Origin of the sequence: Streptomyces sp. NPDC015144, assembly GCF_043079735.1 — a bacterium.
In the GTDB taxonomy this organism is placed as follows: Bacteria; Actinomycetota; Actinomycetes; order Streptomycetales; family Streptomycetaceae; genus Streptomyces.
This window is the reverse complement of the sequence record NZ_JBIBUU010000007.1, coordinates 148830-175684: the sequence shown is the minus strand read 5'-3', so window position 1 is coordinate 175684 and position 26855 is coordinate 148830. Positions and strand designations below refer to the sequence as shown.

The 26855-nt window shown below is 71.4% G+C and carries 27 protein-coding genes; 10 read left to right on the top strand and 17 right to left on the bottom strand.

Annotated elements, in window-relative coordinates:
• Positions 1-56: 56 nt before the first annotated feature.
• The 7 genes from ACF08W_RS14965 to ACF08W_RS14935 form a co-directional block, all read right to left on the bottom strand.
• The gene (locus tag ACF08W_RS14965) at positions 57-854 is read right to left on the bottom strand and encodes an ABC transporter permease (RefSeq protein WP_392279445.1); all 798 of its coding nucleotides are present in this window, start codon (positions 852-854) and stop codon (positions 57-59) included.
• Entirely contained in the window at positions 841-1752 is a 912-nt protein-coding gene (locus ACF08W_RS14960) for a 2-aminoethylphosphonate ABC transporter permease subunit (protein WP_392279444.1), read from the bottom strand. The genes ACF08W_RS14965 and ACF08W_RS14960 overlap by 14 nt, the downstream gene beginning before the upstream one ends.
• Positions 1745-2845 (bottom strand): ABC transporter ATP-binding protein, encoded by a 1101-nt coding sequence (locus tag ACF08W_RS14955; protein WP_392279443.1) that lies wholly within the window; start codon positions 2843-2845, stop codon positions 1745-1747. Before ACF08W_RS14955 ends, ACF08W_RS14960 begins: the two co-directional genes overlap by 8 nt.
• Positions 2842-3585: a phosphonatase-like hydrolase gene (locus tag ACF08W_RS14950; RefSeq protein WP_392279442.1), complete on the bottom strand. Its 744-nt coding sequence runs from the start codon at positions 3583-3585 to the stop codon at positions 2842-2844. The genes ACF08W_RS14955 and ACF08W_RS14950 overlap by 4 nt, the downstream gene beginning before the upstream one ends.
• Positions 3586-3589: 4 nt before the next feature.
• Positions 3590-4714: a TIGR03364 family FAD-dependent oxidoreductase gene (locus tag ACF08W_RS14945; protein ID WP_385209955.1), complete on the bottom strand. Its 1125-nt coding sequence runs from the start codon at positions 4712-4714 to the stop codon at positions 3590-3592.
• Between the two features lie 135 nt (positions 4715-4849).
• The gene (locus tag ACF08W_RS14940) at positions 4850-5620 is read right to left on the bottom strand and encodes a GntR family transcriptional regulator (RefSeq protein ID WP_385209952.1); all 771 of its coding nucleotides are present in this window, start codon (positions 5618-5620) and stop codon (positions 4850-4852) included.
• Positions 5621-5722: 102 nt separating this feature from the next.
• Entirely contained in the window at positions 5723-6946 is a 1224-nt protein-coding gene (locus ACF08W_RS14935; protein WP_392279441.1) for a hypothetical protein, read from the bottom strand.
• A gap of 222 nt (positions 6947-7168) precedes the next feature.
• On the opposite strand from ACF08W_RS14935, the gene ACF08W_RS14930 reads away from it, so the two are divergent.
• The gene (locus ACF08W_RS14930) at positions 7169-8350 is read left to right on the top strand and encodes a Gfo/Idh/MocA family oxidoreductase (protein ID WP_392279440.1); all 1182 of its coding nucleotides are present in this window, start codon (positions 7169-7171) and stop codon (positions 8348-8350) included.
• Between the two features lie 30 nt (positions 8351-8380).
• Here ACF08W_RS14930 and ACF08W_RS14925 read toward each other — a convergent pair whose 3' ends face one another.
• The 6 genes from ACF08W_RS14925 to ACF08W_RS14900 all read right to left on the bottom strand — a co-directional run bounded on the left by ACF08W_RS14925 (position 8381) and on the right by ACF08W_RS14900 (position 13297).
• A complete protein-coding gene (locus ACF08W_RS14925) occupies positions 8381-9238 on the bottom strand; it encodes a fumarylacetoacetate hydrolase family protein (RefSeq protein WP_392279439.1) in 858 nt (285 codons plus the stop codon).
• A gap of 160 nt (positions 9239-9398) precedes the next feature.
• Entirely contained in the window at positions 9399-10169 is a 771-nt protein-coding gene (locus tag ACF08W_RS14920; RefSeq protein WP_392279534.1) for a YidC/Oxa1 family membrane protein insertase, read from the bottom strand.
• 142 nt (positions 10170-10311) lie between these two features.
• Positions 10312-10644: a DUF6412 domain-containing protein gene (locus ACF08W_RS14915; RefSeq protein ID WP_352273774.1), complete on the bottom strand. Its 333-nt coding sequence runs from the start codon at positions 10642-10644 to the stop codon at positions 10312-10314.
• Between the two features lie 136 nt (positions 10645-10780).
• Entirely contained in the window at positions 10781-12280 is a 1500-nt protein-coding gene (locus ACF08W_RS14910) for a sodium:solute symporter (RefSeq protein ID WP_392279438.1), read from the bottom strand.
• Positions 12277-12435: a DUF3311 domain-containing protein gene (locus tag ACF08W_RS14905; RefSeq protein ID WP_124723383.1), complete on the bottom strand. Its 159-nt coding sequence runs from the start codon at positions 12433-12435 to the stop codon at positions 12277-12279. The genes ACF08W_RS14910 and ACF08W_RS14905 overlap by 4 nt, the downstream gene beginning before the upstream one ends.
• A 55-nt stretch (positions 12436-12490) precedes the next feature.
• Positions 12491-13297: a class E sortase gene (locus ACF08W_RS14900; RefSeq protein WP_392279437.1), complete on the bottom strand. Its 807-nt coding sequence runs from the start codon at positions 13295-13297 to the stop codon at positions 12491-12493.
• Between the two features lie 78 nt (positions 13298-13375).
• Between ACF08W_RS14900 and ACF08W_RS14895 the strand changes: the two genes are divergently transcribed.
• The 3 genes from ACF08W_RS14895 (at position 13376) to ACF08W_RS14885 (ending at position 18173) form a co-directional block, all read left to right on the top strand.
• Complete coding sequence (locus ACF08W_RS14895) at positions 13376-14377, top strand: SEC-C domain-containing protein (protein ID WP_392279436.1); 1002 nt, start codon at positions 13376-13378, stop codon at positions 14375-14377.
• 104 nt (positions 14378-14481) lie between these two features.
• Complete coding sequence (locus ACF08W_RS14890) at positions 14482-14988, top strand: GNAT family N-acetyltransferase (protein WP_392279435.1); 507 nt, start codon at positions 14482-14484, stop codon at positions 14986-14988.
• Between the two features lie 122 nt (positions 14989-15110).
• Positions 15111-18173 carry a DUF3427 domain-containing protein gene (locus ACF08W_RS14885; RefSeq protein ID WP_392279434.1) on the top strand — a complete coding sequence of 1021 codons (3063 nt, stop codon included), beginning with the start codon at positions 15111-15113 and terminating at the stop codon, positions 18171-18173.
• An 84-nt stretch (positions 18174-18257) separates the two neighbouring features.
• Here the strand turns inward: ACF08W_RS14885 and ACF08W_RS14880 are convergent, their stop codons facing one another.
• Complete coding sequence (locus tag ACF08W_RS14880) at positions 18258-19031, bottom strand: LPXTG cell wall anchor domain-containing protein (protein WP_385209891.1); 774 nt, start codon at positions 19029-19031, stop codon at positions 18258-18260.
• A gap of 240 nt (positions 19032-19271) precedes the next feature.
• Here ACF08W_RS14880 and ACF08W_RS14875 point away from each other — a divergent pair, with 240 nt between their 5' ends.
• The 5 genes from ACF08W_RS14875 (at position 19272) to ACF08W_RS14855 (ending at position 23247) form a co-directional block, all read left to right on the top strand.
• Positions 19272-19583: a helix-turn-helix transcriptional regulator gene (locus tag ACF08W_RS14875; RefSeq protein WP_352273756.1), complete on the top strand. Its 312-nt coding sequence runs from the start codon at positions 19272-19274 to the stop codon at positions 19581-19583.
• Between the two features lie 94 nt (positions 19584-19677).
• On the top strand, positions 19678-20910 hold the full coding sequence (locus ACF08W_RS14870) for an MFS transporter (RefSeq protein ID WP_392279433.1): 1233 nt from the start codon (positions 19678-19680) through the stop codon (positions 20908-20910).
• 112 nt (positions 20911-21022) lie between these two features.
• Entirely contained in the window at positions 21023-21856 is an 834-nt protein-coding gene (locus ACF08W_RS14865) for a hypothetical protein (protein WP_392279432.1), read from the top strand.
• A gap of 143 nt (positions 21857-21999) precedes the next feature.
• Positions 22000-22476: a GNAT family N-acetyltransferase gene (locus tag ACF08W_RS14860; protein WP_385209881.1), complete on the top strand. Its 477-nt coding sequence runs from the start codon at positions 22000-22002 to the stop codon at positions 22474-22476.
• A 417-nt stretch (positions 22477-22893) separates the two neighbouring features.
• Complete coding sequence (locus ACF08W_RS14855) at positions 22894-23247, top strand: hypothetical protein (protein ID WP_392279431.1); 354 nt, start codon at positions 22894-22896, stop codon at positions 23245-23247.
• 33 nt (positions 23248-23280) lie between these two features.
• Here ACF08W_RS14855 and ACF08W_RS14850 read toward each other — a convergent pair whose 3' ends face one another.
• Genes ACF08W_RS14850 through ACF08W_RS14840 form a run of 3 tightly spaced genes read right to left on the bottom strand, consistent with a single transcriptional unit; the run spans position 23281 to position 26285 of the window.
• On the bottom strand, positions 23281-24138 hold the full coding sequence (locus tag ACF08W_RS14850; protein WP_392279430.1) for a PhzF family phenazine biosynthesis protein: 858 nt from the start codon (positions 24136-24138) through the stop codon (positions 23281-23283).
• A gap of 3 nt (positions 24139-24141) precedes the next feature.
• Entirely contained in the window at positions 24142-24783 is a 642-nt protein-coding gene (locus tag ACF08W_RS14845; RefSeq protein WP_392279429.1) for a TetR family transcriptional regulator, read from the bottom strand.
• The gene (locus tag ACF08W_RS14840; protein WP_392279428.1) at positions 24780-26285 is read right to left on the bottom strand and encodes an MFS transporter; all 1506 of its coding nucleotides are present in this window, start codon (positions 26283-26285) and stop codon (positions 24780-24782) included. The genes ACF08W_RS14845 and ACF08W_RS14840 overlap by 4 nt, the downstream gene beginning before the upstream one ends.
• Before the next feature lie 184 nt (positions 26286-26469).
• Here ACF08W_RS14840 and ACF08W_RS14835 point away from each other — a divergent pair, with 184 nt between their 5' ends.
• Entirely contained in the window at positions 26470-26772 is a 303-nt protein-coding gene (locus tag ACF08W_RS14835) for a hypothetical protein (RefSeq protein ID WP_352273748.1), read from the top strand.
• Positions 26773-26855: the final 83 nt, after the last annotated feature.

Below are 26855 nucleotides of genomic sequence, written 5' to 3'. Positions count from 1 at the left end.
TCGTTACGGGGGTCCGAGGTCGTTGCGGGGGACGCCGGAGGACCGGCGGAAACGGATCAGCGGTACGAGGCCCTGGTGCGGATGCGGGAGACTCCGAGCAGCACCAGCAGCGTCGTGCCCATCAGGACCACGGCGACGGCCGCTCCGGTGAACAGCGAGCCACGGTCGGTGGCCGCGAAGATCTGCACCGGGAGCGGTGTCCAGTCCGGCGGGTAGAGCATCATCGTGGCGCTCAACTCGCCCATGGACAGCGCGAAGCAGAGCCCCGCCGCCGCCGTGAGCGACGGCAGCAGGAGCGGCAGCCTGATGCGCCACAGGACGTAACCGGGGCGGGCGCCGAGGCTGGCCGCCGCCTGTTCGTACATCGGGTCGAGACGCACTATTGCCGCCGAAACCGACGAATAGGCGAACGCCGTGACAAGAATGGTGTGCGCCAGGATCACGATCCAGCGCGTGCCGTTGAGGAGCATCGGCGGGCGGCTGAACGCGACGAGCACGGCAAGGCCGACGACCACCGACGGCACCGCCACCGGCAGCATGAACAGCGCGTCGAGGAACCGCTTGCCGCGCCTGCGCAGCGAGGCGGCGGCCAGCGCGGCCCAGGAACCCACGGTCAGGGCCAGCAGACTGGCGCTGACGGCGGTGATCAGGCTGGTGGTCAGGGCCTGGAGGGAGTCGCCCCCGGTGGCCGCCGCGTAGTGCCTGGTGGTCGGCCCGGAGGGGAAGGCGCCGGACCAGTTGGTGGTGAAGGACGCGGCGAGGATGACCAGCAGCGGCACCGCGAACAGCGGCACGAAGAGGAGGAAGAAGACGGCCCAGGTGGCCCACTTCCCGGTACGGCTATGCACCAACACGGCGGCTCACCATCCGATACAGGCTGTAGAGGCCGACGGAGATCGCGATGTTGACGACGGCGACGACGCAGGCCGCCGGGTAGTCGGACTCCAGGATCGCCTTGCCGTAGACGAGCATCGGCAGGGTCGTGACGCCCTTGGCGCCGGTGAAGAGCACGATGCCGAACTCGTTGAGGCACATCACCAGGACCAGGCTGCCGCCGGCGGCGAGCGCGGGCAGCGCCTCGGGCAGGATCACCCGCCGCACGATCCGGCCGGGCCCGGCCCCCAGCGAGGAGGCCACTTCCAGCTGCGCGGTGTCGAGTTGGGAGAACGCGGCGAGCAGCGGGCGCATCACGAAGGGCGTGAAGTAGGTGATCTCGGCGAGCAGGACGCCCCACGGGGTGGTGAGGAAGTCGAAGGGGCCACTGGCCGCCCCGGTGACGTCCGTCCACAGTCCGTTGGCCATGCCGACGCTGCCGTAGATGAACAGCAGGGCGAGCGTGATCAGGAAGGACGGGAAGGAGAGGAAGACGTCGATGAACTTGGCGACGGCCCGGCCGCCGGGGAACGGCACGAACGAGATGATCATGGCCAGGACGAAGCCCAGCACCAGGCAGCCGACCGTGGCGCCGACCGCCAGCCAGACCGTGGTGGTCAGCGCCGAACGGAACGACTCGGAGGCGAAGACCTCGCCGTACGGGGCGAGCGAGGTGCCGCCCTCGTCGGGGCGGACGGACTGCTGGACGACCAGGGCCAGCGGGTAGAGGAAGACCACGGCGAGGACCGCGACGGGCGGCAGCGCCCAGACGAAGCGCGGTACGCGGCGGGGCTCGCGGGCCGGGGCCTGCGGGTGGCCGGACGGCTCCGTCCCGGTCGTGGCCGTGTCCGCGACGAGGGCGGGGGCCGCGCTAGCCATCGGCTCCTCCCCCGGTTCCCGGGGCCGTACCGGCGGGCAGCAGCACCGCGTCCTCGGCCGCGAAGTGCAGGGTGACCCGGTCGCCGAGGGCCGGGGTCTCGCGGAGCTCCTTGACGTCGGCCTTGACGCGGTGGCCGTCGACGTCGACGTAGAGGCGGTGGGTGGAGCCGCGCCACTGGACCTCGGCGATCGTTCCGGCGAGCGCGTTGGGCCCCTCGCCGAGCCCGACCAGGTGGGGGCGGACGCAGAGGGTGGCGGTGGCGCCCCGGGCGGCCTCGCCGGTCGGTACGGAGAGGGCGCGCCCGGCGAAGCCGACGGTGTCGGCCGCCTCGGCGACGGTGACCGGCAGCAGGTTGGCGTTGCCGACGAAGGAGGCGGTGAACTCGGTGCGCGGGCGGCGGTAGAGGTCCTGCGGGGTGCCGCAGTCCTGGAGCCGCGCCTTGTCCATGACCGCGATCCGGTCGGCGAGGGTGAGCGCCTCGACCTGGTCGTGGGTGACGTACAGGATGGAGACGTCCGGCAACTCCCGGTGCAGTCGCGCCAGTTCGGCGAGCATTCCGGAGCGGAGCTGGGCGTCGAGGGCGGAGAGCGGTTCGTCGAGCAGCAGGACCCCGGGCCGGATGGCGAGCGCGCGGGCGATGGCGACGCGCTGCTGCTGGCCGCCGGAGAGCTCGCGCGGGAAGCGCGTGGCGTAGGCGGCCATGCCGACCATGTCGAGGGCCTCGGCGACCCGCTCGGGGATCTCGGACGCGGCGGCCTTGCGGGCCTTGAGTCCGAAGGCGACGTTGTCCTGGACCCGCATGTGCGGGAAGAGGGCGTACTGCTGGACGACCATGCCGATGCCGCGTTTGTGCGGCGGCAGGGCGGTGACGTCGCGGTCGCCGAGGTAGACCCGGCCCGAGGCGGGCCGGACGAATCCGGCGACGGCGCGCAGGGCGGTGGTCTTGCCCGAGCCGGACGGGCCGAGCAGGGCCATGACCTCGCCGGGTTCGACGGTCAGGTCGAGCCGGTCGAGGACGGTGTTGCCGCCGTACGCGACGCTGACCCGGTCGAACCTGATTCCGCTGCGGACGGACCGCTCTCCGCCGGTCATGCCTCGGCCCGCGCGATCAGGTCGGGCAGCTCGGCGACGGAACCGAGGACGTGCGTGGCACCGTTGCGGCCCAGCTGGTCCTTGTCGTGGGCGCCGGTGAGCACCCCGGCGACGATCCCGGCACCGGAGCGGACCCCGCTGAGCATGTCGTACGAGGTGTCGCCGGCGACCACGACCTGCTGGACGCCGTCGACGGCGCCGGTGCGCAGGAAGGCGGCGAGCACCATGTCCGGGTAGGGGCGGCCGCGGCCGCCCGCGTCGGCCGGGCAGAGGGTCAGGTCGACCAGGTCCTGCCAGCCGAGCGCGGCCAGGATGGCGTCCTGGGTGACCCGGGCGAAGCCGGTGGACAGGACCACGGTGCGGCCCTCGTCCTTGAGCCGCTCGATGGCGTCGCGGGCGCCGGGGACCGGGGCGATCCTGCCCCCGTCGACCAGCTCGCCGTAGGCCGCCTCGAAGGCGGTGTTGGCCTGCTGGGCCCGCTGTTCGTCGCCGAAGAGGTGGCGGAAGACGGAGATCTTGGACTCGCCCATGGTGGCGCGTACGTAGTCCAGCTTCCCGGCGTGGTCGGCGGAGCCGGGTTCGACGCCGAGGCGCTCGGCGGCCACCGAGAACGCCTGCTCGACGAGCCCGCCGTCGGCGACGGTGGTGCCGGCCATGTCGAGCACGATCAGGTCGAGGGGGGTCGCGGTCCGCCGCGGGGCCACGGGGTTCTGCGGGGTCGTGGGGTTCTGCGGGGTCATGTCGTCACCAGCCCAGTTCGTCGGCGGTCGTTTCGGCGATGGCGGGCGAGCAGGTCATGCCCCGGCCGCCCGGTCCGGTGACCAGCCAGACGCCGTCCCGCACCTGCTGGCGGTGGACGACCCGGCTGGTGTCGGTGCACTGGGCGTAGACCCCGGCCCACCGGTGGCGGATCCTCGGCAGCGGGCGGCCGAGGAAGGACTCGACGACCGCGGTGAGGTGCTCGTACGGCTCCTCGACGGTGTCGAAGGCGAAGGGGTGCTCGTACTCGTGGGTGTCGCCGATGGTGAGCCCGCCGTCGCTCCGCTGCACCATCAGCAGCTGCATCCGGTGCTCGGCGGCGGTGGGCGCCTGGGCCTGGCCGGCGTTGAGCGCGTCGAGCGCCTCGCCCCGGTACGCCGGGTAGTAGCGGAAGCTGTCGGGGTCGGCGACGGAGGTGGTGAGCGGCTCGCCCAGCGGGTCGGTCTGCATCATCTGGAGGCGGACGCGGCGCACCGGCAGGTCGGGGCCGGCCAGTTCGCGGACGAGCCCGCCGAGCCAGGCACCGGTGGCCAGGATCACCGCGTCGCCGGTGTGCACGTCGCCGTGGTCGTCGCGGACGGAGGCGGTACCGACCACCTCGCGGACCTCGCGGCCGCCGAGGAAGGTGTACCGGCCCGACTTCAGCAGCTCCTGCTTCAGGACCCGCTGGGCGGTGCGCGGCTCGACCGCGGCGTCCCGCCCGCACCACAGGGCGGCGGCGAACTCGCCGCGCAGCGCGGGGTTGATCGCGCGGGCCTCGTCGGCGGTCAGCAGCTTGTAGCCGCGGGCCTCCGCGTCGGGCCGGGCGACGGCCGCCTCGGCGACGGCGGTCTCCAGCCCGGTGCGGACCGGGGTGAGCGAACCGCAGGCCCGGAAGCCGAGCCCGGGGACCCGCGCCCCGATGGACTCCCAGAGCTCACGGGCGCGCAGCGCGGTCTCCAGCTCCTCGCCACCGGCCCGGCCGCTGACCCATATCTGTCCGAAATTGCGGAGCGATGCCCCGCGTGCCTCGCTCTCGCGCTCGATCTGTACGACCTCGTGGCCGCGGTTCACTGCGTGCCAGGCGTGCATGGTTCCCACCACGCCGGCTCCTACGACGATGACTCTCACGGCGGTTACGCTCCTCGGGGCGGGTGACCCGTTCGGATCCGTACGGCAACGGGACGGTGAACTGGGCCCCAAGCTTGGCCTAGACCCGTTACCTTTCCGTTATCGACCCGGGCGGGCGCACCGGGGAGCGGTCGGTCAGCGGCCGTCCTGCGGGCCCAGGTGGGCGGTGAAGGAGAAGCGGTCGCCCCGGTAGAGGGTCCGTACGCGCTCCAGCGGCCGGCCGGCGGTGTCGCGCGAGACGCGGTGGAGCAGCAGCATGGGCAGCGCGGGCGGGGTGCCGATGAGCAGCGCCTCGCGGGGCGTCGCGAGCACGGTCTCGATCCGCTCGTCGCCGTCGCCGAAGGAGATCCCGAGCCGGTCGCGGAGGTAGGCGTAGAAGGACGAGTCGGGGTCGAACTCCGTGTCCAGGTGCGGAATGCGGGCGACCGGGACGTAGGTGCTCTCCAGGCCGACCCGGTCGTCGTCGGCGAGCAGCACCCGCTCCAGGTGCCAGACCGGCTCGCCCCGGACCACTCCGATGTCCCCGGCCAGCGCCTCGGGGCAGGGGAACCGCTCCAGGCCGATGAGGGTACGGCCCGGGGTGCGGCCCTGGCGGCGCACGCCCTCGGTGTAACTCGCCAGCGAGAGCGGCTGTTCCAGCTTGGGGCCGGCCACGACGGTGCCCCGCCCCTGCCGGGCGAGCCGCCCCTCCAGCAGGAGTTCGCGCAGCGCCTGACGCACCGTCTCGCGCGAGACCTCGTGGCGCTCGGCGAGATCGCGCTCGGTGGGCAGCATGCCGCCCTCGCCCAACTCCCCTATGAGTGCGGAGATACGGGCCTTGACCGCGTAGTACTTGGGAATGCGGCCGTGCTCCGGGATGCCGGAGCGGATGGGTGCGCCAGGTGCCTGGTCGTACGGGTAGTCCACCGGCCGATCGTGGCAGACCCACATGAACACCGGTGAACATCCGGGGACGTGCGGGCGAGCGGGGAGTTGCGGGAGCGGTGCCGGGGGCGCCCGCCGGGGCCGTCAGTTCGTGTCGCGGCGCAGCCGCCGGGCCGTGACCACCATCGCGCCGCCGGCGATCAGCAGCCCGGTGGCGGCCAGGGCGGGGGCCGTGAGCGGGTCGGTGCCGGTCTCGGCGAGTCGGGGGAGGTCGGGGTCGTCCGCGTCGGGCTCGTCGGCGTCGGGGGCGCCCGGATCGGGATCGCCGGGGTCGGCGGCGGGCGGGGGTGTGCGGGGGCCGTCCGGTACGGATTCGGCGGTCGCGGGCTCGTCGGGTCCGGTCGTCTCCGTCGCCGCCGGGGGTTCCGCGGTCCCCCCGGTGTCCCGCTCGGTCCCGTCGCCGCTGTCGTCGACGACGGTGAAGGGGTAGTCGTGGGACTCGCCGATCCAGGCCCCGTCGTCCTTGCCCGCGACGCGCTGCCGCTGGACGACGGCGGCGTTGGCGGTGATCCGGCCGGGGCTGGTGTCGGAGGTGAACGCCATCCGGACCCGGACGGTGACGGTGCCGCCCGCCGGGACGGTGAAACCGGCGAAGGTGTCGTCCCCGGTGCCGCCGAAGACCCCGATGTGCTCGTCCTGGTCGGTGGTCTCCCAGCGGACGCGGTGCTCCGTGTCGGGGCGGGCCGGCTCGGAGAACTGGAGCTGGATCTGGTCGGAGGTGAGCCTGCGGCCCTCGTCGGTGAGGACGAGCACGGGGTGGACGGCCCGGCAGGGTTCGGTGGTGGTGTTGGTCAGGTCCAGGAACCAGGTGCCGTACCCGCCGCCGGAGGCGTAGGTGGCCGGGCCGCCGTGGATGCGGGTGGTGAGGGGGAAGTCCTTCGCCGCCGGGTCCCCGCAGGCCGCCGGGGGCCCGGGGGTGGGGACGGCGCCCGGTCCCGGGGCCGGGTCGGGGGCCGGGGCCGGGGCGGTGGAGGAGCCGGGCGTGGGAGCGGCGGTGGTGGAGCGGGCGGCCGAGGCGGGCGCGACGGACGTGCCACCGAGGACGACCGCCGGGACGACGCTCGCCACGGCCAGCCCGAGCGCGAAACCGTGCCTCGTCCGCCCGGGAGCTGCCGGGTGCGGGGGCGAGGGAGGGTGCGCGGGGGCGGCGATCACCGGGATGGACGCGGCCGTGGTCACCGGTACGGAGGTGGGGGCGGCGGTCGCGTACGGCGCGAGGCGCGGCGGGGCGGGGGGCGCGGTGGGGGTGTCCGGGGGCGTGCCGACGGGTTTCTCGGCGGGTTTCTCGGGGGGCGGGGTGGGGGCCATCGGGGTCCTTCGCTGGGCGCGGAACGGTCGGCTCACCCCGTGCGCCGGAGTTCACCGGGTCCGGCCGACGCTGCCACCCGCGCGCGCGAGGGGCGGTGCCGACATGCCGCCCGTACGCCGATTGCCCGCCGCGCGTACGCCGATCGCGTGCCGCTCGCGCCCCGCCCGTACGCCGCTCGCACCCCGCTTGTACAAGGAAGAGCCTGTTGCTTGAGTGGCGGCATGACTGCCCACGCGAGTAGCGGCGAGACCGCCGACGCCCCCCACCAGCACCCCGGACCGTCCGACGCCCCGCTGCGCGTCGGGCTCGTCGGCTTCGGCCTGGCGGGGTCGGTCTTCCACGCCCCGCTGATCGCCGCGACCGACGGCCTCGTCCTCGACACCGTCGTCACCCGGAACGAGGAGCGTCGGGCGGCGGCCCGCGCCGAGCACCCCGGGGTACGGTTCGCCGCCTCGCCGCAGGAGCTGTGGGAGCGCGCGGGCACCTCCGAGGCCCCCGATCTGATCGTGATCGCCTCGCCGAACCGGACCCACGTCCCGCTCGCGACGGCCGCCCTGGAGGCCGGGCTGCCGGTCGTGGTGGACAAGCCGATCGCCGGGACGGCGGCCGGGGCGCGGGGGCTCGCGGCCCTGGCGGACGAGCGCGGGCTGCTGCTCTCGGTCTTCCAGAACCGCCGTTGGGACAACGACTTCCGCACCCTCGCCGGGCTGCTCGCGGACGGGGCGCTGGGCGAGGTGCAGCGCTTCGAGTCCCGTTTCGAGCGGTGGCGTCCCCGGCCCAAGGGCGGCTGGCGCGAGTCGGGCGATCCCGAGGAGATCGGAGGGCTGCTGTACGACCTGGGCAGCCATGTCGTCGACCAGGCGCTCACCCTGTTCGGGCCGGCCGTGCTGGTGTACGCGGAGGCCGATGTGCGCCGCCCCGGGGCCGCGGCCGACGACGACACCTTTCTCGCGCTCACCCATGCGAACGGGGTCCGCTCGCACCTGTACGTGAGCGCCACGACGGCCCAGCTCGGCCCGCGCTTCCGGGTCCTCGGCCGGAGTGCCGGGTACGTGAAGTACGGCTTCGACCCGCAGGAGGCCGACCTGCGCGCCGGCCTGCGCCCGGCTCCGGGCCGCCCCTGGGGCGAGGAGCCCGAGGAGCGGTGGGGCCGGATCGGCTCGGGCGAGTCCCCGTCCACCGGCGGCGGCACCCCGGTCCGCACCCTGCCGGGCGACTATCCGGCGTACTACGCGGCCGTCGCCGACGCGCTCCGCGGCCGGGGCCCGAACCCGGTGACCGCTCTTCAGGCCGCGGCGGCGCTGGACGTCCTGGAGGCCGCCCGCCGGTCGGCCCGCGAGGGCGTGGCCGTACGTCTGCCGCACGCCACGCCCCCGCACGCCTCCGATCTTTCCGGCGCCTGAGTCGGGGTGCCGGGGGCGCGCCCCCGGCGCCTACGCGTCCTTGAGCTGCTGGCGCTGGCGTCCGAGACCGGCGATCTCCAGCTCCACCACGTCCCCGGCCCGCAGGTACGGCTTGGGCTCGGGCTGCCCGAGCGCGACGCCGGCCGGGGTTCCGGTGTTGATCACGTCGCCCGGGTACAGCGTCATGAAGTGGCTCAGGTAGCGGACCACCTCGCCCACCGGGAAGATCTGGTCGGCGGTGGTGCCGTCCTGCTTCAGCTCGCCGTTGACCCAGAGCCTCAGCGACAGCGCCTGCGGGTCGGGGACCTCGTCCGCCGTCACCAGCCACGGGCCCAGCGGGTTGAACGTCTCGCAGTTCTTGCCCTTGTCCCAGGTGCCGCCGCGCTCGATCTGGAACTCGCGCTCGGAGACGTCGTGCGCGACCGCGTACCCGGCGACGTGCGCGAGCCCCTCCTCGGCGGAGTCCAGGTACCGGGCCGTGCGCCCGATGACGACCGCCAGCTCGACCTCCCAGTCGGTCTTCACGCTGCCGCGCGGCACCAGCACCGTGTCCTCGGGTCCGACGACGGTGTCCGGCGCCTTGAAGAACAGGATCGGCTCGGTGGGAATCTCCGCACCGGTCTCGGTGGCGTGGTCGTGGTAGTTCAGCCCGATGCACAGGATCTTGCCGATCCCGGTGAGCGGCGGCCCGATCCGCAGCCCCTCGGCGTCGAGCTCGGGCAGGTCACCGGCGGCCGCCGCGGCCCGCACCCGGGCGAGCGCCGACTCGTCGGCGAGCAGGGCGCCGTCGATGTCGGTGACCAGCCCCGACAGGTCGCGCAGGGTTCCGTTCCCGTCCAGCAGCGCCGGTCGTTCCGCCCCTGCCGTACCCACACGAAGCAGCTTCAACTCTCTGTCTCCCCTTGGTCGAGATCGGGCCCGTCGAATGGGTGGCGGCCATCGCAGGCTTGTCCGATCGTCCAAGACATCCGATCACTCCACAAGACCCTGTTCACCACCTGGACCGCGACGGCCGCCTTCCCGGTGGCGCCGTACGCGTCCCGCCCGCTCAGACCGGGCTGGCCACGGCGGCCCCGGCGGCCGGCATGTCGCGGTAGAGGACGGCCCGCTCGACCGCGGTCCAGGTGGTGCTGGTGACGACGTACAGCGCGGCGGCGAGCGGGACGACGGCCACGGTGACGAGGGTGAAGAACGACATCAGCGGCATCAGCCTGGTCATCGCGCCCATGCCGGGCACCGGCTGCCCGTCCGGGCCGGTGGCCGGGGTGACGGGGTTGACGGCCAGCTGCCGCTTGGTGCGCCGGAAGTTGAACGTGGCCACGGCGGCGACCACCACGAAGAGCGCGAGGTAGACCAGCCCCTGCGTACCGAACGGCCCGCCGTGCGCGAGCGCGTCGTGCCAGCGCTCGCCGAGCGGGGCGCCGAGGAGCTGGTGGCCGAGGAGTTCGTTGGGGGCGTCGCCGATGCGGTGGCTGGAGAAGAGGTGGTAGAGCAGGAAGAAAGCGGGCATCTGGAGCAGGCTGGGCAGGCAGCCGGAGAGCGGCGAGACCTTCTCCTCGCGGTGCAGCTCCATCATCGCCTTCTGGAGCCGTTCGGGGTTCTTGCCGTGCTTCCTGCGCAGTTCCGCGATCTTCGGCTGGAGCCTGGTGCGGGCCTTCTGCCCCCGCGCCGCGGCCCGCGACAGGGGGTGGACGGCGAGCCGTACGAGTGCGGTGAACAGCACGATCGCGGCGGCGATGGAGGCGGTCTGGAAGAGCGGGTGCAGCGCGTCGGCCAGCGCGCCGACCAGGGCCGCGAACGCGGACATGAAGACGGACATGGGTGAGCCCTCCGGGGTCTCGTCGTGCCGGGAGAAGTACGGGATCGGCATGACGGACCGCGCGGCGGGGCGGCGAACGGCGCCTGCTCCGGCCGGTGTCCGGGGGAACCGGAACGGCCGGGACGGCGGCGGGAACGAGCCCCTACGCGGTCGTCGGGAGGGCGTGTCCGGGGGCTCGGGGGCGTCTGCGCCCCTTGGCGTCGGGGTCGCGCTGGGGAAGGAACGCGGTGCGTTTCTCCCGGTCCCGGATGGCGGTGCGGATCCGGGTGCGGGGCACCGGGGGCGCGCAGCGGGCGCTGATGAGGGAGGCGACGGCGAGCGCGGAACCGGCGGCCGCGGTGGCGGCCAGCGCGACCGCGGCGGAGAGGCTGCCGCCCTCGGCGAGCAGCACCTCGGTGAGGAGGAAGAGCAGCAGACCGGCGGGGCGGAGCAGCCGGGCGAGGCCACCGCGCAGACGGTTCATGTCACCGTTCATCGGCCCCTCCCCCTCTTCCCTCCGGCCGGACGCGTCGTCCGGTGCTCTCCAGCCGTTATACACGACCGGCCGTGACGACCGGCCTACGAGGGCGACCCGCGGGACCGGTCCACGCCCGCGCCGTGGACCCCGGACCTCACTCCACCGCCACGGGAGGACGGACCTCGTCCCGTGCCAGCACCTCCTCGTCCGGCCGGTCGTCGCGCTCGCGCGGCCCCGCGTACGTCACGGCGAGCGCGACGGCGAGGTTGGCGGCGAGCGCCACGATCCCCGCGTTCACCCCCCACACCGGATCGTGCTCCGTGAACACGAACCCGCACACCAGGGCCACACCGACGGCCAGCCCGCTCAACGCCCCCCACAAGGTCAGCCGCCGCCACACCAACCCCAGCAGCACCATCGGCAGCAGCTGCGCCATCGCCTCGTACGAGATGAGGGAGAGCCGGACCAGGGTGTTCGGCGCGGTGTACGTCAGCAGCAGCGCGAGGCTCCCCGCGACCACCACGACGCTCTGCGCGGCCCCCTTCTGCCGCCGCTCCAGGCGCGGTAGGAGCGAGACCACGCTGCGCCCCCACATGGTGCCGATGACCAGCATGAAGACGGCCATCGGCACGATCGAGGAGAGCGCGGCGGCCACCCCGATGACCCCGACCGCCCAGGCCGGCAGCGAGTCCACGACCAGCTTGAAGAGCGCCAGGTTGGACTCGGCGCCCACCAGTCCGGGCACGACGAAGAGCGCCGCCATGCCGAGCAGCATCGGCACGAACAGCAGCACGTTGTACGCGGGCAGCAGCATGGCGTTGCGGCGCAGCACGTCGGCGTTCTTCGCGCCGAGGTAGCCGGCGACGGTGGTCGGGAAGATGACCACGGTGAGCGAGTTGAGGAACGAGGTGGTGATGAACCACGCCTGGCCGAGCCCGCTGTCGCCGTGCCCGGGGAAGGTCAGCCACTCGCTCTTCTCGGTGACGAGCCGGTCGAGGAAGGGCCCGTACCCGCCGAAGTAGTGCGCCGGCACGTAGAACGCGAGGAAGCCGAGGGTGGCGATGACCAGCACGTCCTTGAGCACGGAGACCCAGGCGCTGCCCCGCAGCCCGCTCACCACGACGAAGCCGGTGGTGACGGCGAAGGCGATGAAGTAGGCCCAGTTCAGGCTGATGGACCCGTAGGAGATCGTCGAGACGACCACGCCCATGCCGGTGATCTGGAGCTGGATGTACGGGAGCAGGAAGACGGTGACGAGCACGGCGAGGAACGCCCCGAGCCAGGGCCGCCCGAAGCGGTGCGCCACCATGTCGGTGATCCCGACGAGCCCGTGCTCGCGCGCGTACGCCCAGAGCATGGGGCCGACGACGTAGCCGACCGCGTACCCGCAGGACATGTACGCGACGACGTACAGCACCGGGGTGCCGTAGTTGTAGCCCCAGCCCGCGGCGCCCAGGTAGCTGAAGCTGGTGTAGCCCTCGCCGGCCATCAGCACCCAGATGAACACCGTGCCGAGGCTGCGCCCGCCGACGGACCACTCGGCGAGCCCGCCGCCCTCGCCGCCCTTCCGCCGCCCCCGCGCGGCGAGCAGCCCGAGGGCGACGGTGACGACCATGAAGGCGCCGAAGACGGAGGTCGCGACCGTGGCGTTCACCGGCGGTCCCCCCGCCGGGTCAGCCATACGGCGACGGGGGTCAGCAGGGTCGCCCCGAGCAGCCACACGAAGAGGAACGGCAGCCCGAGAATCACCGGGTGGACCCGGTTCACGAGCGGCAGCACCCCCAGGTACAGCACATAGGGGACCAGCAACCACAACAACTGCGGACGTCGTCTGAGCACGTCAGGGAACCTTAGGCCCTCCGCGTCACCGCGACCGGGTCTCCACCAGTTTTCCCCAGACGACGAGCCGGTACCGGGAGGTGAATTCGGGCGTACACGTCGTGAGCGTCACATAGGAACCGGCCCGGTGGTACCCCGGGTACGGGGCCAGGTTGCTGCGCGGAACGGCCGCGACGACCCCGCCGTCGCGCGGGCTGGTGCGCGCCAGCGTCCGGTCGACGGTGTACGTGTACACGGCGTCCCGGGTCTCGACGGCGATGCGGTCGCCGCGCCGCAGCCGGTTGATGTACCGGAAGGGCTCGCCGTGCGTGTTGCGGTGCCCGGCGAGGGCGAAGTTCCCGGGGCGGCCGGGCTGCGCGGTGCCGGGGTAGTGCCCGACGTACCCCTTGTCGAGGACGCCCCGCTTGTCGATGCCCTGGGCCACGGGGGCGACGAGCCCGAGCCGCGGGATGCGGATGACGGCATACGCCTGGTCGCCCCGCGGCTCCGTACGCCCGCCGGGCCCCCCACCGCCCCCGCCTCCCCCGTGCTTGTCCCCGCCCGCGCGTCCGTCCCCGCTCCCGCCCGCGTTCCCGCCCCTGTCCCCGTCTCCGTCCCCGTCCGTGTCAGCCCGCCCCACCGCCCACTCCCGCTGGAGCGACCGCACCTCGTCCCCGGCCCCGGCACGGGCCTGCCGGTTGGTCCACCAGAGCTGATGAACAACGAGCAACAACAGGACGACGCCGAGGGTCACCACCAGCTCGGCGCCGGTCCAGAGCCCGCGCGCGACGGCCCTGCGCCCGCGCGCGCTCCGTTGTGTCACCACCGGTATCCGCTCCCGCACGGCCCGCACGATAGGCCCCCGGCCCGTAACTCTCCAGGGTCCGAACGACCCTCCGCCCATGACCCGCACGGCAGTACGGTGTGGTCCATGCGCCCCGACACGCCTGCCGCCCACACCGCCGAAGCCGAGCGCCTGCTGCGCGCCGCGGCGCGGTATCCCGAGGACCGTGAGCCACTGCTCATCCAGGCCGCGGCCCATCTGGAACTCGCCGGCGACCGCACCCGCGCCACCACCCTCTACGACGACCTCCTCGCCTCCCCCGACCTCGTCCGGCCCCACCTGGTCAAGGCCCTCAACGCGGCCAACCTGTGGGAGTACGGCCACGAGGCGGAGGCCCGCGCGATCATCGAGGGCATCCGCACCGCGGGCCCCCTCGACCCCGGCCCCTGGGAGATCGCGGCACTCACCTTCGAGGCCCACGACGAGCTGGAGTCCGCCCACGACTTCTTCTCCGCCGCGCTGGCCCTGCTCCTGACCCCCGGCGAGGAAGTGCCGTACGCCACCCGGTCCCTGCTCTTCGGCCGCCACCGGGTCCGCAGGCTGATGGGCACCGGCCACGACGCCTGGGACGAGCTGGCCGACACCCTCCACACCGCGTCCGTCCCCCTGGACGAGCTCCACGACCCCAAGCGCCTGTGGTCCCTGGGCTCGTCCGACCCGGCCGAGCTGAAGGCCGAGATCACCCGCCTGCGCGCCGAGTTGGGCACGTACCGGGACGCCCTGTCCCGGCCCTTCCCGGTCGCGGTGCTGCACTGGACCGAGGACGATCTCACCGAACTCCTCGCCGGCTACCCGGAGCTGCGCGGCGAGTACCCCTCGCACACCGAACACCTGGCCCGCCTGGAATCCGCCCTGCGCGACCTCCACCAGGCCGGCACCCCGAACCTCGGCATCGTGACCGGCACGGTCCCGTCGTACGAGGCGTTCGCCGCCTCGGAGGCCACGTCCCCGTCCGACCCGGACCTCCTCCCCCAGTACGCCACCACCCTCGCCGCCCGCGGCCGCGCCATCCCCTGGCCCCCGGCCCGCACCGCCCCCTGCTGGTGCGGGTCCGGCCGCACGTACCGGGAGTGCCACGGCGCGGACTGACACTCCCCTGCGAACGGATGTGACACATCGCCCCCGATGTGTCACATCCGCGCGCCACGACAAAACACATCGGCCGCACGCCCGCCGATCCGTAGGGTGACGCCATGCCCGAACTCCAGCGCCTCCGCCCCGACCACGCGCCCGCCCTGCTCGCCTTCGAGCGCGAGAACCGCGCGTTCTTCGCCGCGTCCGTCCCGGACCGGGGCGACGCCTACTTCACCGACTTCGACGCCCGCCTCGCCGCCCTCCTGGCCGAGCAGTCCGCCGGCATCAGCCACTTCCACGTCCTGATCGACCCCGACGGCGAGGTGCTGGGCCGCTTCAACCTGATGGACGCCGTCGACGGCGCCGCCGAACTGGGCTTCCGCATGGCCGAGAAGGCCACCAACCGCGGCCTGGCCACCGCCACCGTCCAGCACCTCTGCACCCTGGCGGCCACCGACTACGCCCTGCCCACCCTCCGAGCCAGAGCCGCCGTCACCAACACCCCCTCCCGCACCGTCCTCACCCGCACCGGCTTCACCCCCACCGGCGAAACCCTCCACCTCGACGGCCGGCCCGCCCTCGCTTATGTCCGCAGGGCTGGGCAGGGAGCCGTCAGTCCTGCTTGATACAACTGCATACCCAATGTTGGGATGAGGGGGGATCGGTCGTGCCTCACGACTCTGCAGACGCCACAGCTCCTGTTGCCGGGCTCTACGAAACGCTGATTACTCGACGTCTCGAAGACCGCATGAAGCAGTTCGACGCCGCGGGATGGCGTTCCATTGATGAAGCGGTGGGGGCCGAATCCGCCCCGCACGTACTGACACGCCACATCGCAAGCGTCGTACGCAGAGTGCTACAAGGTCTCTCGCCCGCGGAGCAGGTCCTCGCCGCCAACCACATCCTGGACTCGCTCAGCACGATCAAAGGCGCTACCGAGTGGGTTGACCTCGTCATCGATGGCCCTCGCCAGTTGCTTGCAGTGGCCGAGCAAGAAGCACCTGGGGTATACGCCATTCGTCCAGCTACCCCGCTCTCCGAGACGGCTCTCCTCACCAACTCTCCCGAGGACCCCAGCCTGGGCTTTGAGTTGCGAGCCGAGTTGGCCACGACAGACCGCGTCGACCTGCTCTGCGCCTTCGTTAAATGGCACGGGCTGCGCGTGCTGGAACAAGCACTCACGTCTGCACAAGAGCGCGGCGTTCCCATCCGCGTACTGACAACCACATACATCGGAGCCACTGAGCGTCGCGCCCTTGACCGTCTGGTCCGCGAGTTCGGCGCTGAAGTCCGGGTGAACTATGAACTCCGGTCCACGCGCCTCCATGCCAAGGCTTGGCTCTTCCGCCGCGACAGCGGATTCGACACGGCGTACGTGGGCAGTTCAAATCTCTCCAAGGCTGCTTTGCTCGATGGCCTCGAATGGAATGTGCGGCTCTCCTCGGTTGCTACGCCTGCTGTCATCCGAAAGTTCGAGGCAACATTCGACGCATACTGGAGCGATCGGTCTTTCGAGCTCTACGACCCCCACACTGATGCCTCACGGCTGGACGAGGCTCTGGCGCAAGCTGGCGGATCCAGTAGGGGTAGCCAGCCCGTCATCACGCTTTCTGGGCTTGAAGTTCGCCCGTATCCTCACCAACGCGACATGCTTGAGCGCCTCGAAGTAGAGCGCATCGTTCATGGCCGACACCGCAATCTCCTGGTTGCCGCGACCGGTACCGGGAAGACCGTCATGGCAGCCTTGGATTTCAAGCGTCTTCGACAGACTCTGGGCCGCGATCCGCGCCTTCTTTTCGTTGCTCATCGCAAGGAAATTCTAGAGCAATCACTGCGGGTCTACCAAAATGTTCTGGTAGATGCAAATTTTGGCGAGCTTTTCGTCGGCGGAGAGATCCCAGAGAACTGGACACATGTCTTCGGTAGCGTTCAGTCCCTCAGTAGCTCGCGGGCGTTGGATCGACTGAATCCCGATCACTTCGATGTCATCGTGATTGACGAGTTTCATCACGGTACGTCCCAGACGTATCGAAGGATAGTAGACCACTTTGAACCGCAAGAGCTTCTCGGCCTGACCGCAACCCCAGAGCGCATGGATGGGCTAAACATCCAGGATGAGTTCTTCGATGGCCGGATCGCGGCAGAGATGCGCCTCTGGGAAGCTCTGGAGAACGACCTGCTCAGCCCGTTCCACTACTTTGGCGTCACCGACAACACCGACATGAGCGCCATCGCCTGGAAGCGCGGTTCCTACGACTCAGCTGATCTCAGCAACCTGTTCACCGGAAATACCGCTCGGGCCAGACTCGTCGTGCAAGCCGTACGAGACAAGGTCACGGACCCGGGCTCGATGCGCGCCCTGGGGTTCTGCGTATCGATCGCACACTCCAACTTCATGGCCGACTTCTTCCGCCAAGCCGGCCTCAACGCCATCGCGCTCTCGGGTGAGACTCCACGCGACGAACGAAAGAATGCCCTGGAGAAGCTCAGGTCCGGCGAGATCCAGGTTATTTTCTCCGTCGACCTGTTCAACGAAGGACTCGACATCCCGGATGTCGATACTCTCCTCCTCCTTCGCCCGACATCGAGCGCCACGGTATTCCTTCAGCAGCTAGGGCGCGGGCTGAGAAGAACAGAAGGCAAGGCCGTCCTTACCGTCCTGGACTTCATCGGGCAGCACCGCAAAGAATTCCGCTTCGAGGAGCAGTTCCGGGCGCTCACCAACCTCACACGCAACCGTCTACTCGCTAACGTTGAGCAAGATTTTCCGCAGTTGCCGTCTGGTTGCCAGATCATCCTTGAGTCAAAGGCCAAGGACCTCATCATCCAGAACATCCGAAGTCAGATCAGCGTGAACGTGACCCATCTCGCTCGCGAGGTCGCAGAGTACGCCGAACCGCAGATTGACAAGTATCTCCTGGAGAGTCGTCGCGAACTCAAGGAGCTTTATCGAGGCAGCGGGAACTCATGGACTGGCCTACTCCGCAGAGCGAAGCTCCTTCCCGAATCCGGCCCGGATGGAGAGTCCTCACTCCTCAAGCGCATCCCGTCCTTCCTGCATGTAGATGATCCACTGCGCGTCGCCACGTACACCAAGATGCTCACCGACGACGCCCCCGAGTACGACACTCTCAGCGCACAAGATCAAGCTCTCGCTCGCATGCTCTTCTTCTCGCTGTGGCCATTGGGTGGAGGGTTTAGCAGCTACCAAGAAGGCTTCGACACTCTTCGTCCACAGCACGACTTCCGCAACGAACTCCGCCAGGTCCTCGCGCACGCACTCGACCAAGCTGACCACGTACCCGTCCCACTTCTTGGCGTACACACAAACGCACCGCTATCCATCCACGCCTCGTACAGTCGCGAAGAGATCCTCCCTGCCCTCGGGCAGTCCTATATTGGCGGCTTCATGCCTGGGCACTTCCGCGAGGGCGTGAAGTGGTGCGAGAGCATCCAGACTGACGCACTGCTCATCACCCTCGAAAAGGACGAGAAAGACTTCTCTCCGGAAACTCGTTACAAGGACTACGCACGCAACGAGCATCTGTTCCACTGGGAATCTCAGAACCAGACCTCAGAAACCTCACCCACCGGCGTTCGCTACCAGACCCACAAGGAGAAGGGCTCCAACGTCCTCCTCTTCGTCCGCCGCTACAAGAAGACAGACATCGGCGGGGCTCAACCCTGGATGCTCCTCGGCCCCGCCGATTACGTCGAGCACAAGGGCAGCAAGCCCATGGGCATCATCTGGAGGCTCCACCACGAGATGCCAGCCGACGTGTGGACCTACTCGTCAATTGCAGCCGGCTGACTGGCCTCTTCACCTACACACGACACTGCCCCCGCAATCCACGGCGTGGAGTGCGGGGGCAGTGGGGGCCGGTGTTGAGGCCGGTCAGTGCTGGGCGGCCTTGCGGCGGCGGAGGGCCAGGTAGGCGCCGGCGGCCACGAGGGCGGCGGCTGCTGCGGAGAGCAGGGCCACCGGGGCGCCCGTGCCGGTCTCGGCGAGGTCGCCCTCGGCGTGGTCGTCGGAGGTTGGCTTGGCCGCCGCCGGGGACGAGGTCGAGGCGGACGGGGTGGCGTCCGTGGGGGCGGACGAGCCCGGGGTCCCGGTCGGCGTCGCCGGCGTGGAGGTGTCGGTGCCGGGGGTGGACTCGGAGGGCGTCGGCTTCTCGCCGGGCTTCTCCTCACCCGGCTTCTCCTCGCCGGGCTTCTCCTCGCCGGGCTTTTCCTCGCCCGGCTTTTCCTCGCCCGGCTTCTCGCCGCTGCAGTCGGTCCAGAAGACCTTCTGCTTGGCCTTGCCGTGCTCGCCGTCGAAGTTCCAGTACAGCTTGTAGTGGCCGTCGGGCAGCGTCTGGTCCGGCGTCCGGCCGTGGCCGTCGGCGTCGAGCTTCAGCGAACCGGACTTCACGATCTCGCCCTTGACGGCGGCGGTCGGGGCCCAGGCGGCGATGCGCCAGTCGACGTTCTGACCACCGTCGAACCCGAAGGCGTCGAGGTAGAACGTGCAGACGTGCGGCTCGTTCTTACGGAGTTCCTCGCCGGTCTTGGCATCGTGAATCTTCACGGTGCCGTTGTCGCCGGGAGGGTTGGCGTGGGCGGCAGGAGCGAAAATCATCGCTGCGGCTACGGCAGCGGTGAGCGTGCCTGCGGAAGCAAGTGGGCGCATGAACAATCCAACATCTGAAGAAGGGCTTCCGTGGGGGGCGCCTCAGCCTCCTGCGGTCGCATGATCCCGTCAAGGCACATAGATGCCCGCTTGTCGCCTATTCCTCCTTTGCCCTCCCGGCGCCGTATAACGATTGGGGCCCGGCGGGGGCCGGGTCGGGCGCGCGGCCGCATTTGACTCGACGCTACGTATCGCGAAAGATAGATGCGTACCTGATGAGCGCCACGAGGAGGCGGAGCGATGGACCCCTTGGCCGTGCACAAGGCGCTCGCCAACCCCGCGCGCCTCCAGTTCATGCGGTGGCTCAAGGAGCCCGGGAAGCACTTCGACGAGGACTCCTACCGGCAGCAGGGGCTCGGCTTCCACATCGGCGTCTGCGTCGGCGACATCCAGAAGCGCTCCGGGCTGGCACAGTCCGTGGTCTCCGGCTATCTGCAGACTCTCAAGGACGCCGGGCTGCTCACCTCGGAACGCATCGGCAAGTGGACCTACTACCGCCGCGACGAAGCGGCGATCGCCGAGTTCGCCGCCCACGTACGGGACGAACTGTAGGACGAGCGCGAGCCCGCCCCCACCGGGTGCGGCGTCGCGCCGCCACCGTATACATCTAGATTTCGCGATTTGACGAAAGGACTTGGTCGTCTCGATGAGAAGGGCCTCCCTCGCCGTTCCGGTACTCGCCCTGGGCGTGTTCGGGATCATCACCACCGAGATGGGCATGGTCGGCGTGCTCCCCCGGGTCTCGGCCGAACTCGGCGTCACATCGTCCGACGCCGGCTGGCTCGTCGGGGCGTTCGCCCTGGTCATCGCGGTGTCCGGACCGTTCACCACGCTGCTCGCCTCCGGGATCGACCGCAAGAAGGTGCTCGCCGCCTCGATCGCGGTGTTCGCCGTGTCCAACGCCGTCTACGCGCTCACCACGCAGTACGGGGTGATGCTCGCCTTCCGGATCGTGCCCGCCCTGTTCCATCCCGTCTTCTTCGCGGTCGCGCTCGCCTCCGCCGCCCGACTGGCATCCGGGGAGAACGCGACCCGGGCCACGACGACGGTGTTCGGCGGGGTCACCGTCGGCTTCGCGTTCGGCGTGCCGCTGACCTCGTACCTCGCCGACCACCTCTCGCTGGCCGCGGCCTTCTGGTTCGGAGCACTCGTCAATCTCCTCGCCCTGCTGGGCATCCTGCGGTTCGTGCCGCCGATGCCGGTCGAACGGCGCTCCTCCTACGGCGCGCAGCTGAGCCTGCTCAAGCGCACCGGTACCTGGCTGAGCATCGTCTCCGTCGTTCTCGTCTTCGCGTCGATGTTCTCGGTCTACGGCTACTTCGCGGAGTACCTGGGGCAGGTCACGGGGATGGGCGGTACGTGGGTCAGCGCGATGCTGATGGCCTTCGGCGTGGTGATGATCCTCGGCAACTTCGCCTTCGGCGGCCTGCTGCGGCGCTCCCCCGTCCGTACCGCCGTCGCCTACCCGGTGCTCTGCCTGCTGGTCTACGGCCTGGTGTACGCCGTCGGCCCGCTGTTCGCGCCGATGGCGGCGGTGGTCCTGGTGTGGGGCGCCGTGCACTCGGGCGGGCTCGTCGTGAGCCAGAACTGGCTGGGGCGGGACGCGACCGACGCACCGGAGTTCGGCAACAGCCTCTTCATCTCCTTCTCCAACCTGGGCATCACGCTCGGCACCGCCGTCGGCGGATGGGCCCTGGCGGCGTACGGGGCACGCCAACTTCCCTGGGTCGGAGTGGGATTCGCGGTCGCCGCCGTGGTGGTGATGGCTCTGCGGCTGGGGCTCGGGGCACGGGTGAACCGATACGGCCGAACGAGTGGCAACCGTACGGAGTGCGGGGTGCGCGGAAGCGCCGTTCAGGAGACTGGCCGGGAGAGCTGACGGTGGTTCGGGAGAAGTCTCGCTTGAAGGTCGATTTCCGGCCACAACACAACACCCCTTACCCTGCGGTACATCGGTCACTAACGGTCAGCAGGGACAGAAGGGCACCTCCATGACTTCCGAGACCAGCACATTGGTCACCATCGACGCCACAACTTCCTTGCTGGAGGCGGAACTTCCCCGCCTCGAGCAGCACCAGCAGACGCTGGAGAAGGAACTCGCGGCCGTCACCGAGCGCCTGGGTTCGGTACGGACCGCACTGACCGCGCTGCGGGCGCTGTCGGGCTCGTCCGCGCCCGTCGCCGGGGAGGCGTCCGGGGTGACGGCCGATGCCGACGCGGCCGTCGAGGCGCCCGCGATCCCGCAGCAGGCGCGGACTTCCGCCGAGCCCGACGAGTCCGCCGAGCCCGTCGCGCCCATCGAATCCGCCGAGTCCGTCGCGCGGGCGGAGGAGGAGCAGGCGCCCGAGGAGCCGGCCGCCGCCCCCGCACGCCGTTCCGCCGCGCGCAAGACCTCCGCCGCGCCCAAGAGCCGCAAGCGGGCCGCCGCCAAGCCGAAGGCCCAGCAGCGCGGCCGGGCCAAGGTCGCCAAGGACACCGCCAAGAACGCCGCCGAGGACACCGTCGTGGACTCGGCCCCGGCGGCCAAGGCGCCGAAGAGCGCCACCACCGCCAAGGCCGCCAAGCCCGCGAAGGCCAAGGCGACGAAGCCCCGGGCCGCCAAGAAGGCGACGGCCGAGGACGAGAGCGGCAGCCTCACCGAGCTGACCCTGAAGGTGCTCGCGGAGGCCGGTGCCCCCGTGCGCGCCCGTGACGTGACGGAGGCGCTCGGGCGCGAGCTCACGCCCAACGGCATCAACACCGTGCGCAGCACCCTCGACCGGCTCGTCGCCACCTCCCGGGCCCACCGCGCCGGCCGGGGCCTCTACCAGACGCCCGTCAACTGACGTACGGACAAAGGTAGTTCGCTGGGATGCCCGACCCCGCCCACCGCGGGGCCGGGCATCCGCGCGAGAGCGCCGGTGCGGCGGCGCCCAGGGGCGGAAACAACCCGTTCGATGGAGCCGGTGCCGGTCGTTAGGTTGGGCCCATGTCTTCATCGTCATCACTGCGCCTGGAAGAGGTCACGGCGGACAACGTCGAGGCCGCCTGTGCGCTGACCGTCCGCCCCGACCAGCAAGGGCTCGTGAAGCCGGTCGCCTGGTCGCTGGCCCAGGCGTACGCGACCCCCGACATCGCCTGGCCCCGGCTGATCTTCGACGGGGAACGGCTCGTCGGCTTCGTCATGGCCTTCTTCGACGTCGAGTTCGACCCGAAGGATGCGGGGACGCGCTCCGGGCTCTGGCGGCTGAACATCGCGGCCGACCAGCAGGCACGCGGGTACGGCCGGTTCGCCGTGACGGCGGTGTGCGAGGAGATCCGGCGGCGGGGCGGCACCCGGGCCACGGTGACCTTCGTTCCCGGTGAGCACGGTCCCGAGGGCTTCTACCGCGGTCTCGGGTTCGAGCTGACCGGGGAGACCAGCGGGGACCAGGTCGTCGCCGAACTGGACCTCGGCGACGCGTAGCGGTGCACGTGCGGATGTACGTGCCCGGCGGAGCCCGGACAGCACGGCACGTACAGCGGGGCACGTACAGCGGGGCACGTACAGCGGCGCCCGTACAGCGGTACGCGCGCAGCGGCGCGGTGTGATGGCGGTGTGATGTTCGTGGGTGCGTGTCGTGCTGTGGCCGGAAATGGCGGTGGGGTCGGACCGGGGCCGCGTCGGGCCACCGCCGGGGTCCGGCCCTCACCCGGTCGGTCCAGAAGGCGTCCGGACGGTCCGGGCGTCCGGGGCCGATACGGCGGATCATGACCCGGTTGGCGTCAGCAGAACCGATTCAGCAGTTGCCGTCCAGGTGACGGAGGCCGGAACGCGACGGGTAACCGCATGCCGAGGGCACAGACTTGGGCCGTTTCCCACCCCTCGCACAAGGAGTTCCCCATGCGCCTGTGTCCACGTTCCGCCGTTGCCGCCGCCCTCGGCGCCCTCTCGCTCGTCGTCGCCGTCCCGGCCTCGGCGAGCGCGGCGACCGGAGACTTCACGTACGTCTACTCCGGCCTCGACGGTTCGCTGCGGCCCGGCTACCTGGTCGCCCCGCCGAGCCGGATGTGCATCACGCTGCCCGAGGTGGCCGACCCGTCCTCGTCGCTGCCCGCGACCACCCCGCTGAATCTCACCGGCTCCACCGCGACGGTCTTCACCGGCCCGGACTGCGAGGGCGACCACTTCTCGCTCCGGCCGCACGGCGGCTACGCCTCCAGCCGGCTGAAGCTCCGTTCGGTCGTCTTCAGCTGAACATCCGGGCGGCGCCGGGGCGGGCGGTCCGGTTCAGATCGCCACCGCGGTGCCGCTGACCTCGATACCGGTGTCCGCCCCGGCGGGCACCCGTACCCGGATCGTGCTCGGCCGCCCCATGTCGTACCCCTGGTGCACCGTCAGCGTCGCGGGGGTGTCGACGAGGCCCTCGGTGCGCAGGTAGCCGCCGAAGGCCGCGGCCGCGGCGCCGGTGGCCGGGTCCTCGACGACACCGCCGGGCGGGAACGGGTTGCGGGCGTGGAAGACCGAGGGGGACTCGCGCCAGACCAGATCGACGGTGGTCCAGCCGCGGTGCGCCATGAGGGCGGCGAGCGCCTCCCGGTCGTAGTCCAGCCGGGCGAGCCTGGCGCGGTCCGCCGCCGCGACCACCGGGTGCCAGGCCCCCGCGTACGCGGCCCGCACGGGCAGCGCGGGGTCCAGGTCCTCCGCCGACCAGCGCAGCGCCGCGAGCAGCCGGTCCGTCACGTCCTGCGGGATCGGCTCGGACCGGGGCGCGACGCTGACCAGGGTGGCCATGACCGATCCGTCCGGCCCGGTCTCCGTGGCCACCAGCACCTCGCCGGCCTTCGTGCGGAAGGTGCGCTCGCCCGCCCCGTGCCGCTGGGCGTGGGCGACGGCGGTGGCGATGGTGGCGTGCCCGCAGAACGGCACTTCGGCCAGCGGGCTGAAGTACCGGACGTCTAGGTGGCTTTCCCGTCCCGGCTGCGCCGCGCCCCGCGGCGGGAGGACGAACGCGGTCTCCGAGTGGCCGACCTCGGCCGCGATCCGGAGCATGGCCGCGTCGTCCAGCCCGGACGCGTCGAGGACCACGCCCGCGGGGTTCCCGCCGGAGGGGTCCGTGCTGAACGCCACGTATTCGAGGATTTCCATGGATCAGGACCCGTCTATCAGGGCCTGCAGCGCGGGCGCGTACAGGTCGGCGAGGTGTTCGGGGGTGGCGTCCGCCCCGGCGCCGGAGCGGTGGAGGCCGAGGGTGGCGCCGAGGCCGATGAGGTGACCGGCGATCAGTTCGGCGCGCAGGGTGCGTTCGCGGCCGGTGAGGCGGGCGGCGAGGGCGTCGGTGACCTGCTCCTGGAAGCGGTCGCGCAGCAGGGAGCGTTCGTCGCGGTTGCCGAGCGAGAAGACGACGCGGAGCAGCGGGTCCGACTGGAGGGTGCGGCGGTGGCGGACGAGCGTGACGACCATGTGGCGGCCCAGTACGGGCAGCGGGGCGTCGAAGAGTTCGGCGGCGGCGGGGCCGAAGTCGGCGACCGTGTTGAAGAGCTCCTCCTTGCGGCCGAAGTGCTTGACCACCAGCGAGGGGCTCACCTTGGCGTCGGCCGCGATGCCGCGGATGGTGACGTCGGCGTACGGGCGCTGGGTGAACGCCCGGCGGGCCGCGCGCAGGATCGCGTCGCGGCCCGTGCCCGCATCGCCCGTACCCGGGTCCCCCGTGCGCGGCTCGCGCGTGCCGGGGCCGCCCGGGTCGGTGTCGGACCGGACCGGGGCCGGTACGGCGGCCTGCCCGCTGGTCATGTGCTCTCCTGGATCGGCATCGTCCGCACACCGTCCTTCCGGTCGCCCGGGACGTCGCGGCTGCTTTCGACCGTACCTGTCGCGGAGGTGCGCGCGCCCGGCAGGAACAGGGTGACCAGCAGCGCGAGGAGCGCCGCGCCCCCGGCGATCAGGAAAACGAGTTGGTACGCGTGGAGCGTCGGGGCGGTCCGGCCGCCCACCCGGAAGGTGAGGTTGGCGAGGACGGCGGCGACCGTCGCGCTGCAGAACGCCTGCCCGATCGAGCGCATCAGGGTGTTGAGGCCGTTGGCCGCGCCGGTCTCGCTCATCGGGACGCCGCGCATGACCAGGGCGGGCAGGGCGGAGTACGCGATGGCCGTGCCGGAGGCGACGACCGTCGCTCCGGCGATGATCAGCCAGAGGTTGTGGCTGGTGAAGTAGCGGACCCCGTAGCCGGTGGCGATCACCGCGGCGGCCAGGGCCAGGCTGACCTTGGGGCCGTGCTTCCCGGAGATCCGGGCCGAGACCGGGGAGAGCGCGACCATCATCACGCCGCCCGGCAGCAGGCAGAGGCCGCTGACGACGAGCGAGGCGCCGAGCCCGTAGCCGGTCTCCTTGGGCTCCTGGACCATCTGGGCGGTGACCAGGGAGTTCGCGTAGAAGGCGAAGCCGATGAGCAGGGCGGCGACGTTGGTGAGCAGGACGGCGGGGCGGGCCGAGATCCGCAGGTCGACCATGGGCGAGGCGACCCGGAGCTCGTACGCCCCCCAGCACAGCGCCACGACGACGGCCGCCCCGAGCAGCCCGAGCGTCCGGGCCGAGGTCCAGCCCCAGTCGGCACCCTGGGTGACCGCGAGCAGCAGACAGACCAGGGCCCCGGAGAGCCCGAGCGCACCGAGCGCGTCGAAGCGGCCCCGGCTGCGCAGCGGCGACTCCGGCACGCACCACAGCACGAGCACGATGTCGAGGACACCGATCGCGCCGGAGACCCAGAACATCGTGTGCCAGTAGAAGTTCTCGACGACCAGGGCCGCGACCGGCAGGCCGACCGCCGCGCCGATGCCGAGCGTCGAGCTCATCAGCGCCACGGCGGACAGCACGCGCTCGGGCGGGAGTTCGTCGCGCAGGATGCTGATGCCCAGCGGCAGTACGGCGAGCGCGGCGCCCTGCAGGGCGCGTCCGGCGATCAGTACGCCGATGTGGGAGCTGACCGCGCACAGCACCGAACCGGCCACCAGCACCCCGAGCGAGGCGACGAGCACCCGGCGCTTGCCGTACATGTCGCCGACCCGGCCCAGGACGGGGGTGAAGACGGCACCGGTCAGGAGGGTGACGGTGACCAGCCAGCTCGCGGCGGCCGGGCTCGCGCCGGTGAGGGCCGGGATGTGCGGGAGCAGAGGGACGACGATCGTCTGCATCACCGCGACGACGACGCCGCAGAACGCCAGGACGCCGACGGCGAACCGGGGGTGTGCGGACTGCTTCGCGGCGGGGGTCGGGTCGGCGGGTATGTCCGCTGGCATGGCTCTCCGTACAGGGTCCGGGACGACTGGGGTGTACGCGCGTTCACCCCAGGGTAAACGCGTGTGCACCCCCTCGGCGACCGGTACCCCGGCAACCGCGTTAGCCTCGAAGACCCGGGCCGGGACGTGTCGGACACGCCCACGGGGCCCGGATCACCGAGACGAGAAGGCGAGGGTGGCTGCGATGGCGAAGGTTCCGGCAGCGGCGGTTGCGGCGGGCGGGCTGGTCGGCGGATACGCCGTGGCCCGGTGGACCAGGAAGCGGCCGCTGGGCGGGGTCGCCCTCGCCGCCGCGGGCACGGTCGCCGCGTACGAGTGGAACCGGCAGGCCGGGCCGCGCGCGGCGGCCGGCCTGACGACGGCCTACCTCGCCGCGTTCGCCGGATCGCACCCGCTGGCCAAGAAGATCGGCGCCTGGCCCTCCGTCTTCGCCGTGGCGGGCTCCATGGCCGTCGCCTCGTGGGCGGTCACCCGCCGGGCCGCCTGAGAGCCGGGTACGGGAACGGGCGCGGGGCGGCCTCCCCGCGTACGGGAACGCGAAAAGGGGCGGGGCTCCCGGAGAGATCCGGA

What these genes read in the sequence shown, in the direction of transcription:
- ACF08W_RS14860 (WP_385209881.1), top strand. Translation starts at nt 22,000, where the DNA reads ATGTCTTCATCGTCATCACTGCGCCTGGAAGAGGTCACGGCGGACAAC.
- ACF08W_RS14880 (WP_385209891.1), bottom strand. Translation starts at nt 19,031, where the DNA reads ATGCGCCCACTTGCTTCCGCAGGCACGCTCACCGCTGCCGTAGCCGCA.
- ACF08W_RS14950 (WP_392279442.1), bottom strand. Translation starts at nt 3,585, where the DNA reads ATGACCCCGCAGAACCCCACGACCCCGCAGAACCCCGTGGCCCCGCGG.
- ACF08W_RS14865 (WP_392279432.1), top strand. Translation starts at nt 21,023, where the DNA reads ATGACTTCCGAGACCAGCACATTGGTCACCATCGACGCCACAACTTCC.
- ACF08W_RS14895 (WP_392279436.1), top strand. Translation starts at nt 13,376, where the DNA reads ATGCGCCCCGACACGCCTGCCGCCCACACCGCCGAAGCCGAGCGCCTG.
- ACF08W_RS14955 (WP_392279443.1), bottom strand. Translation starts at nt 2,845, where the DNA reads ATGACCGGCGGAGAGCGGTCCGTCCGCAGCGGAATCAGGTTCGACCGG.
- ACF08W_RS14875 (WP_352273756.1), top strand. Translation starts at nt 19,272, where the DNA reads ATGGACCCCTTGGCCGTGCACAAGGCGCTCGCCAACCCCGCGCGCCTC.
- ACF08W_RS14885 (WP_392279434.1), top strand. Translation starts at nt 15,111, where the DNA reads ATGAAGCAGTTCGACGCCGCGGGATGGCGTTCCATTGATGAAGCGGTG.
- ACF08W_RS14960 (WP_392279444.1), bottom strand. Translation starts at nt 1,752, where the DNA reads ATGGCTAGCGCGGCCCCCGCCCTCGTCGCGGACACGGCCACGACCGGG.
- ACF08W_RS14850 (WP_392279430.1), bottom strand. Translation starts at nt 24,138, where the DNA reads ATGGAAATCCTCGAATACGTGGCGTTCAGCACGGACCCCTCCGGCGGG.
- ACF08W_RS14915 (WP_352273774.1), bottom strand. Translation starts at nt 10,644, where the DNA reads ATGAACGGTGACATGAACCGTCTGCGCGGTGGCCTCGCCCGGCTGCTC.
- ACF08W_RS14870 (WP_392279433.1), top strand. Translation starts at nt 19,678, where the DNA reads ATGAGAAGGGCCTCCCTCGCCGTTCCGGTACTCGCCCTGGGCGTGTTC.
- ACF08W_RS14935 (WP_392279441.1), bottom strand. Translation starts at nt 6,946, where the DNA reads ATGGCCCCCACCCCGCCCCCCGAGAAACCCGCCGAGAAACCCGTCGGC.
- ACF08W_RS14890 (WP_392279435.1), top strand. Translation starts at nt 14,482, where the DNA reads ATGCCCGAACTCCAGCGCCTCCGCCCCGACCACGCGCCCGCCCTGCTC.
- ACF08W_RS14840 (WP_392279428.1), bottom strand. Translation starts at nt 26,285, where the DNA reads ATGCCAGCGGACATACCCGCCGACCCGACCCCCGCCGCGAAGCAGTCC.
- ACF08W_RS14920 (WP_392279534.1), bottom strand. Translation starts at nt 10,169, where the DNA reads ATGTCCGTCTTCATGTCCGCGTTCGCGGCCCTGGTCGGCGCGCTGGCC.
- ACF08W_RS14845 (WP_392279429.1), bottom strand. Translation starts at nt 24,783, where the DNA reads ATGACCAGCGGGCAGGCCGCCGTACCGGCCCCGGTCCGGTCCGACACC.
- ACF08W_RS14930 (WP_392279440.1), top strand. Translation starts at nt 7,169, where the DNA reads ATGACTGCCCACGCGAGTAGCGGCGAGACCGCCGACGCCCCCCACCAG.
- ACF08W_RS14835 (WP_352273748.1), top strand. Translation starts at nt 26,470, where the DNA reads ATGGCGAAGGTTCCGGCAGCGGCGGTTGCGGCGGGCGGGCTGGTCGGC.
- ACF08W_RS14855 (WP_392279431.1), top strand. Translation starts at nt 22,894, where the DNA reads ATGCGCCTGTGTCCACGTTCCGCCGTTGCCGCCGCCCTCGGCGCCCTC.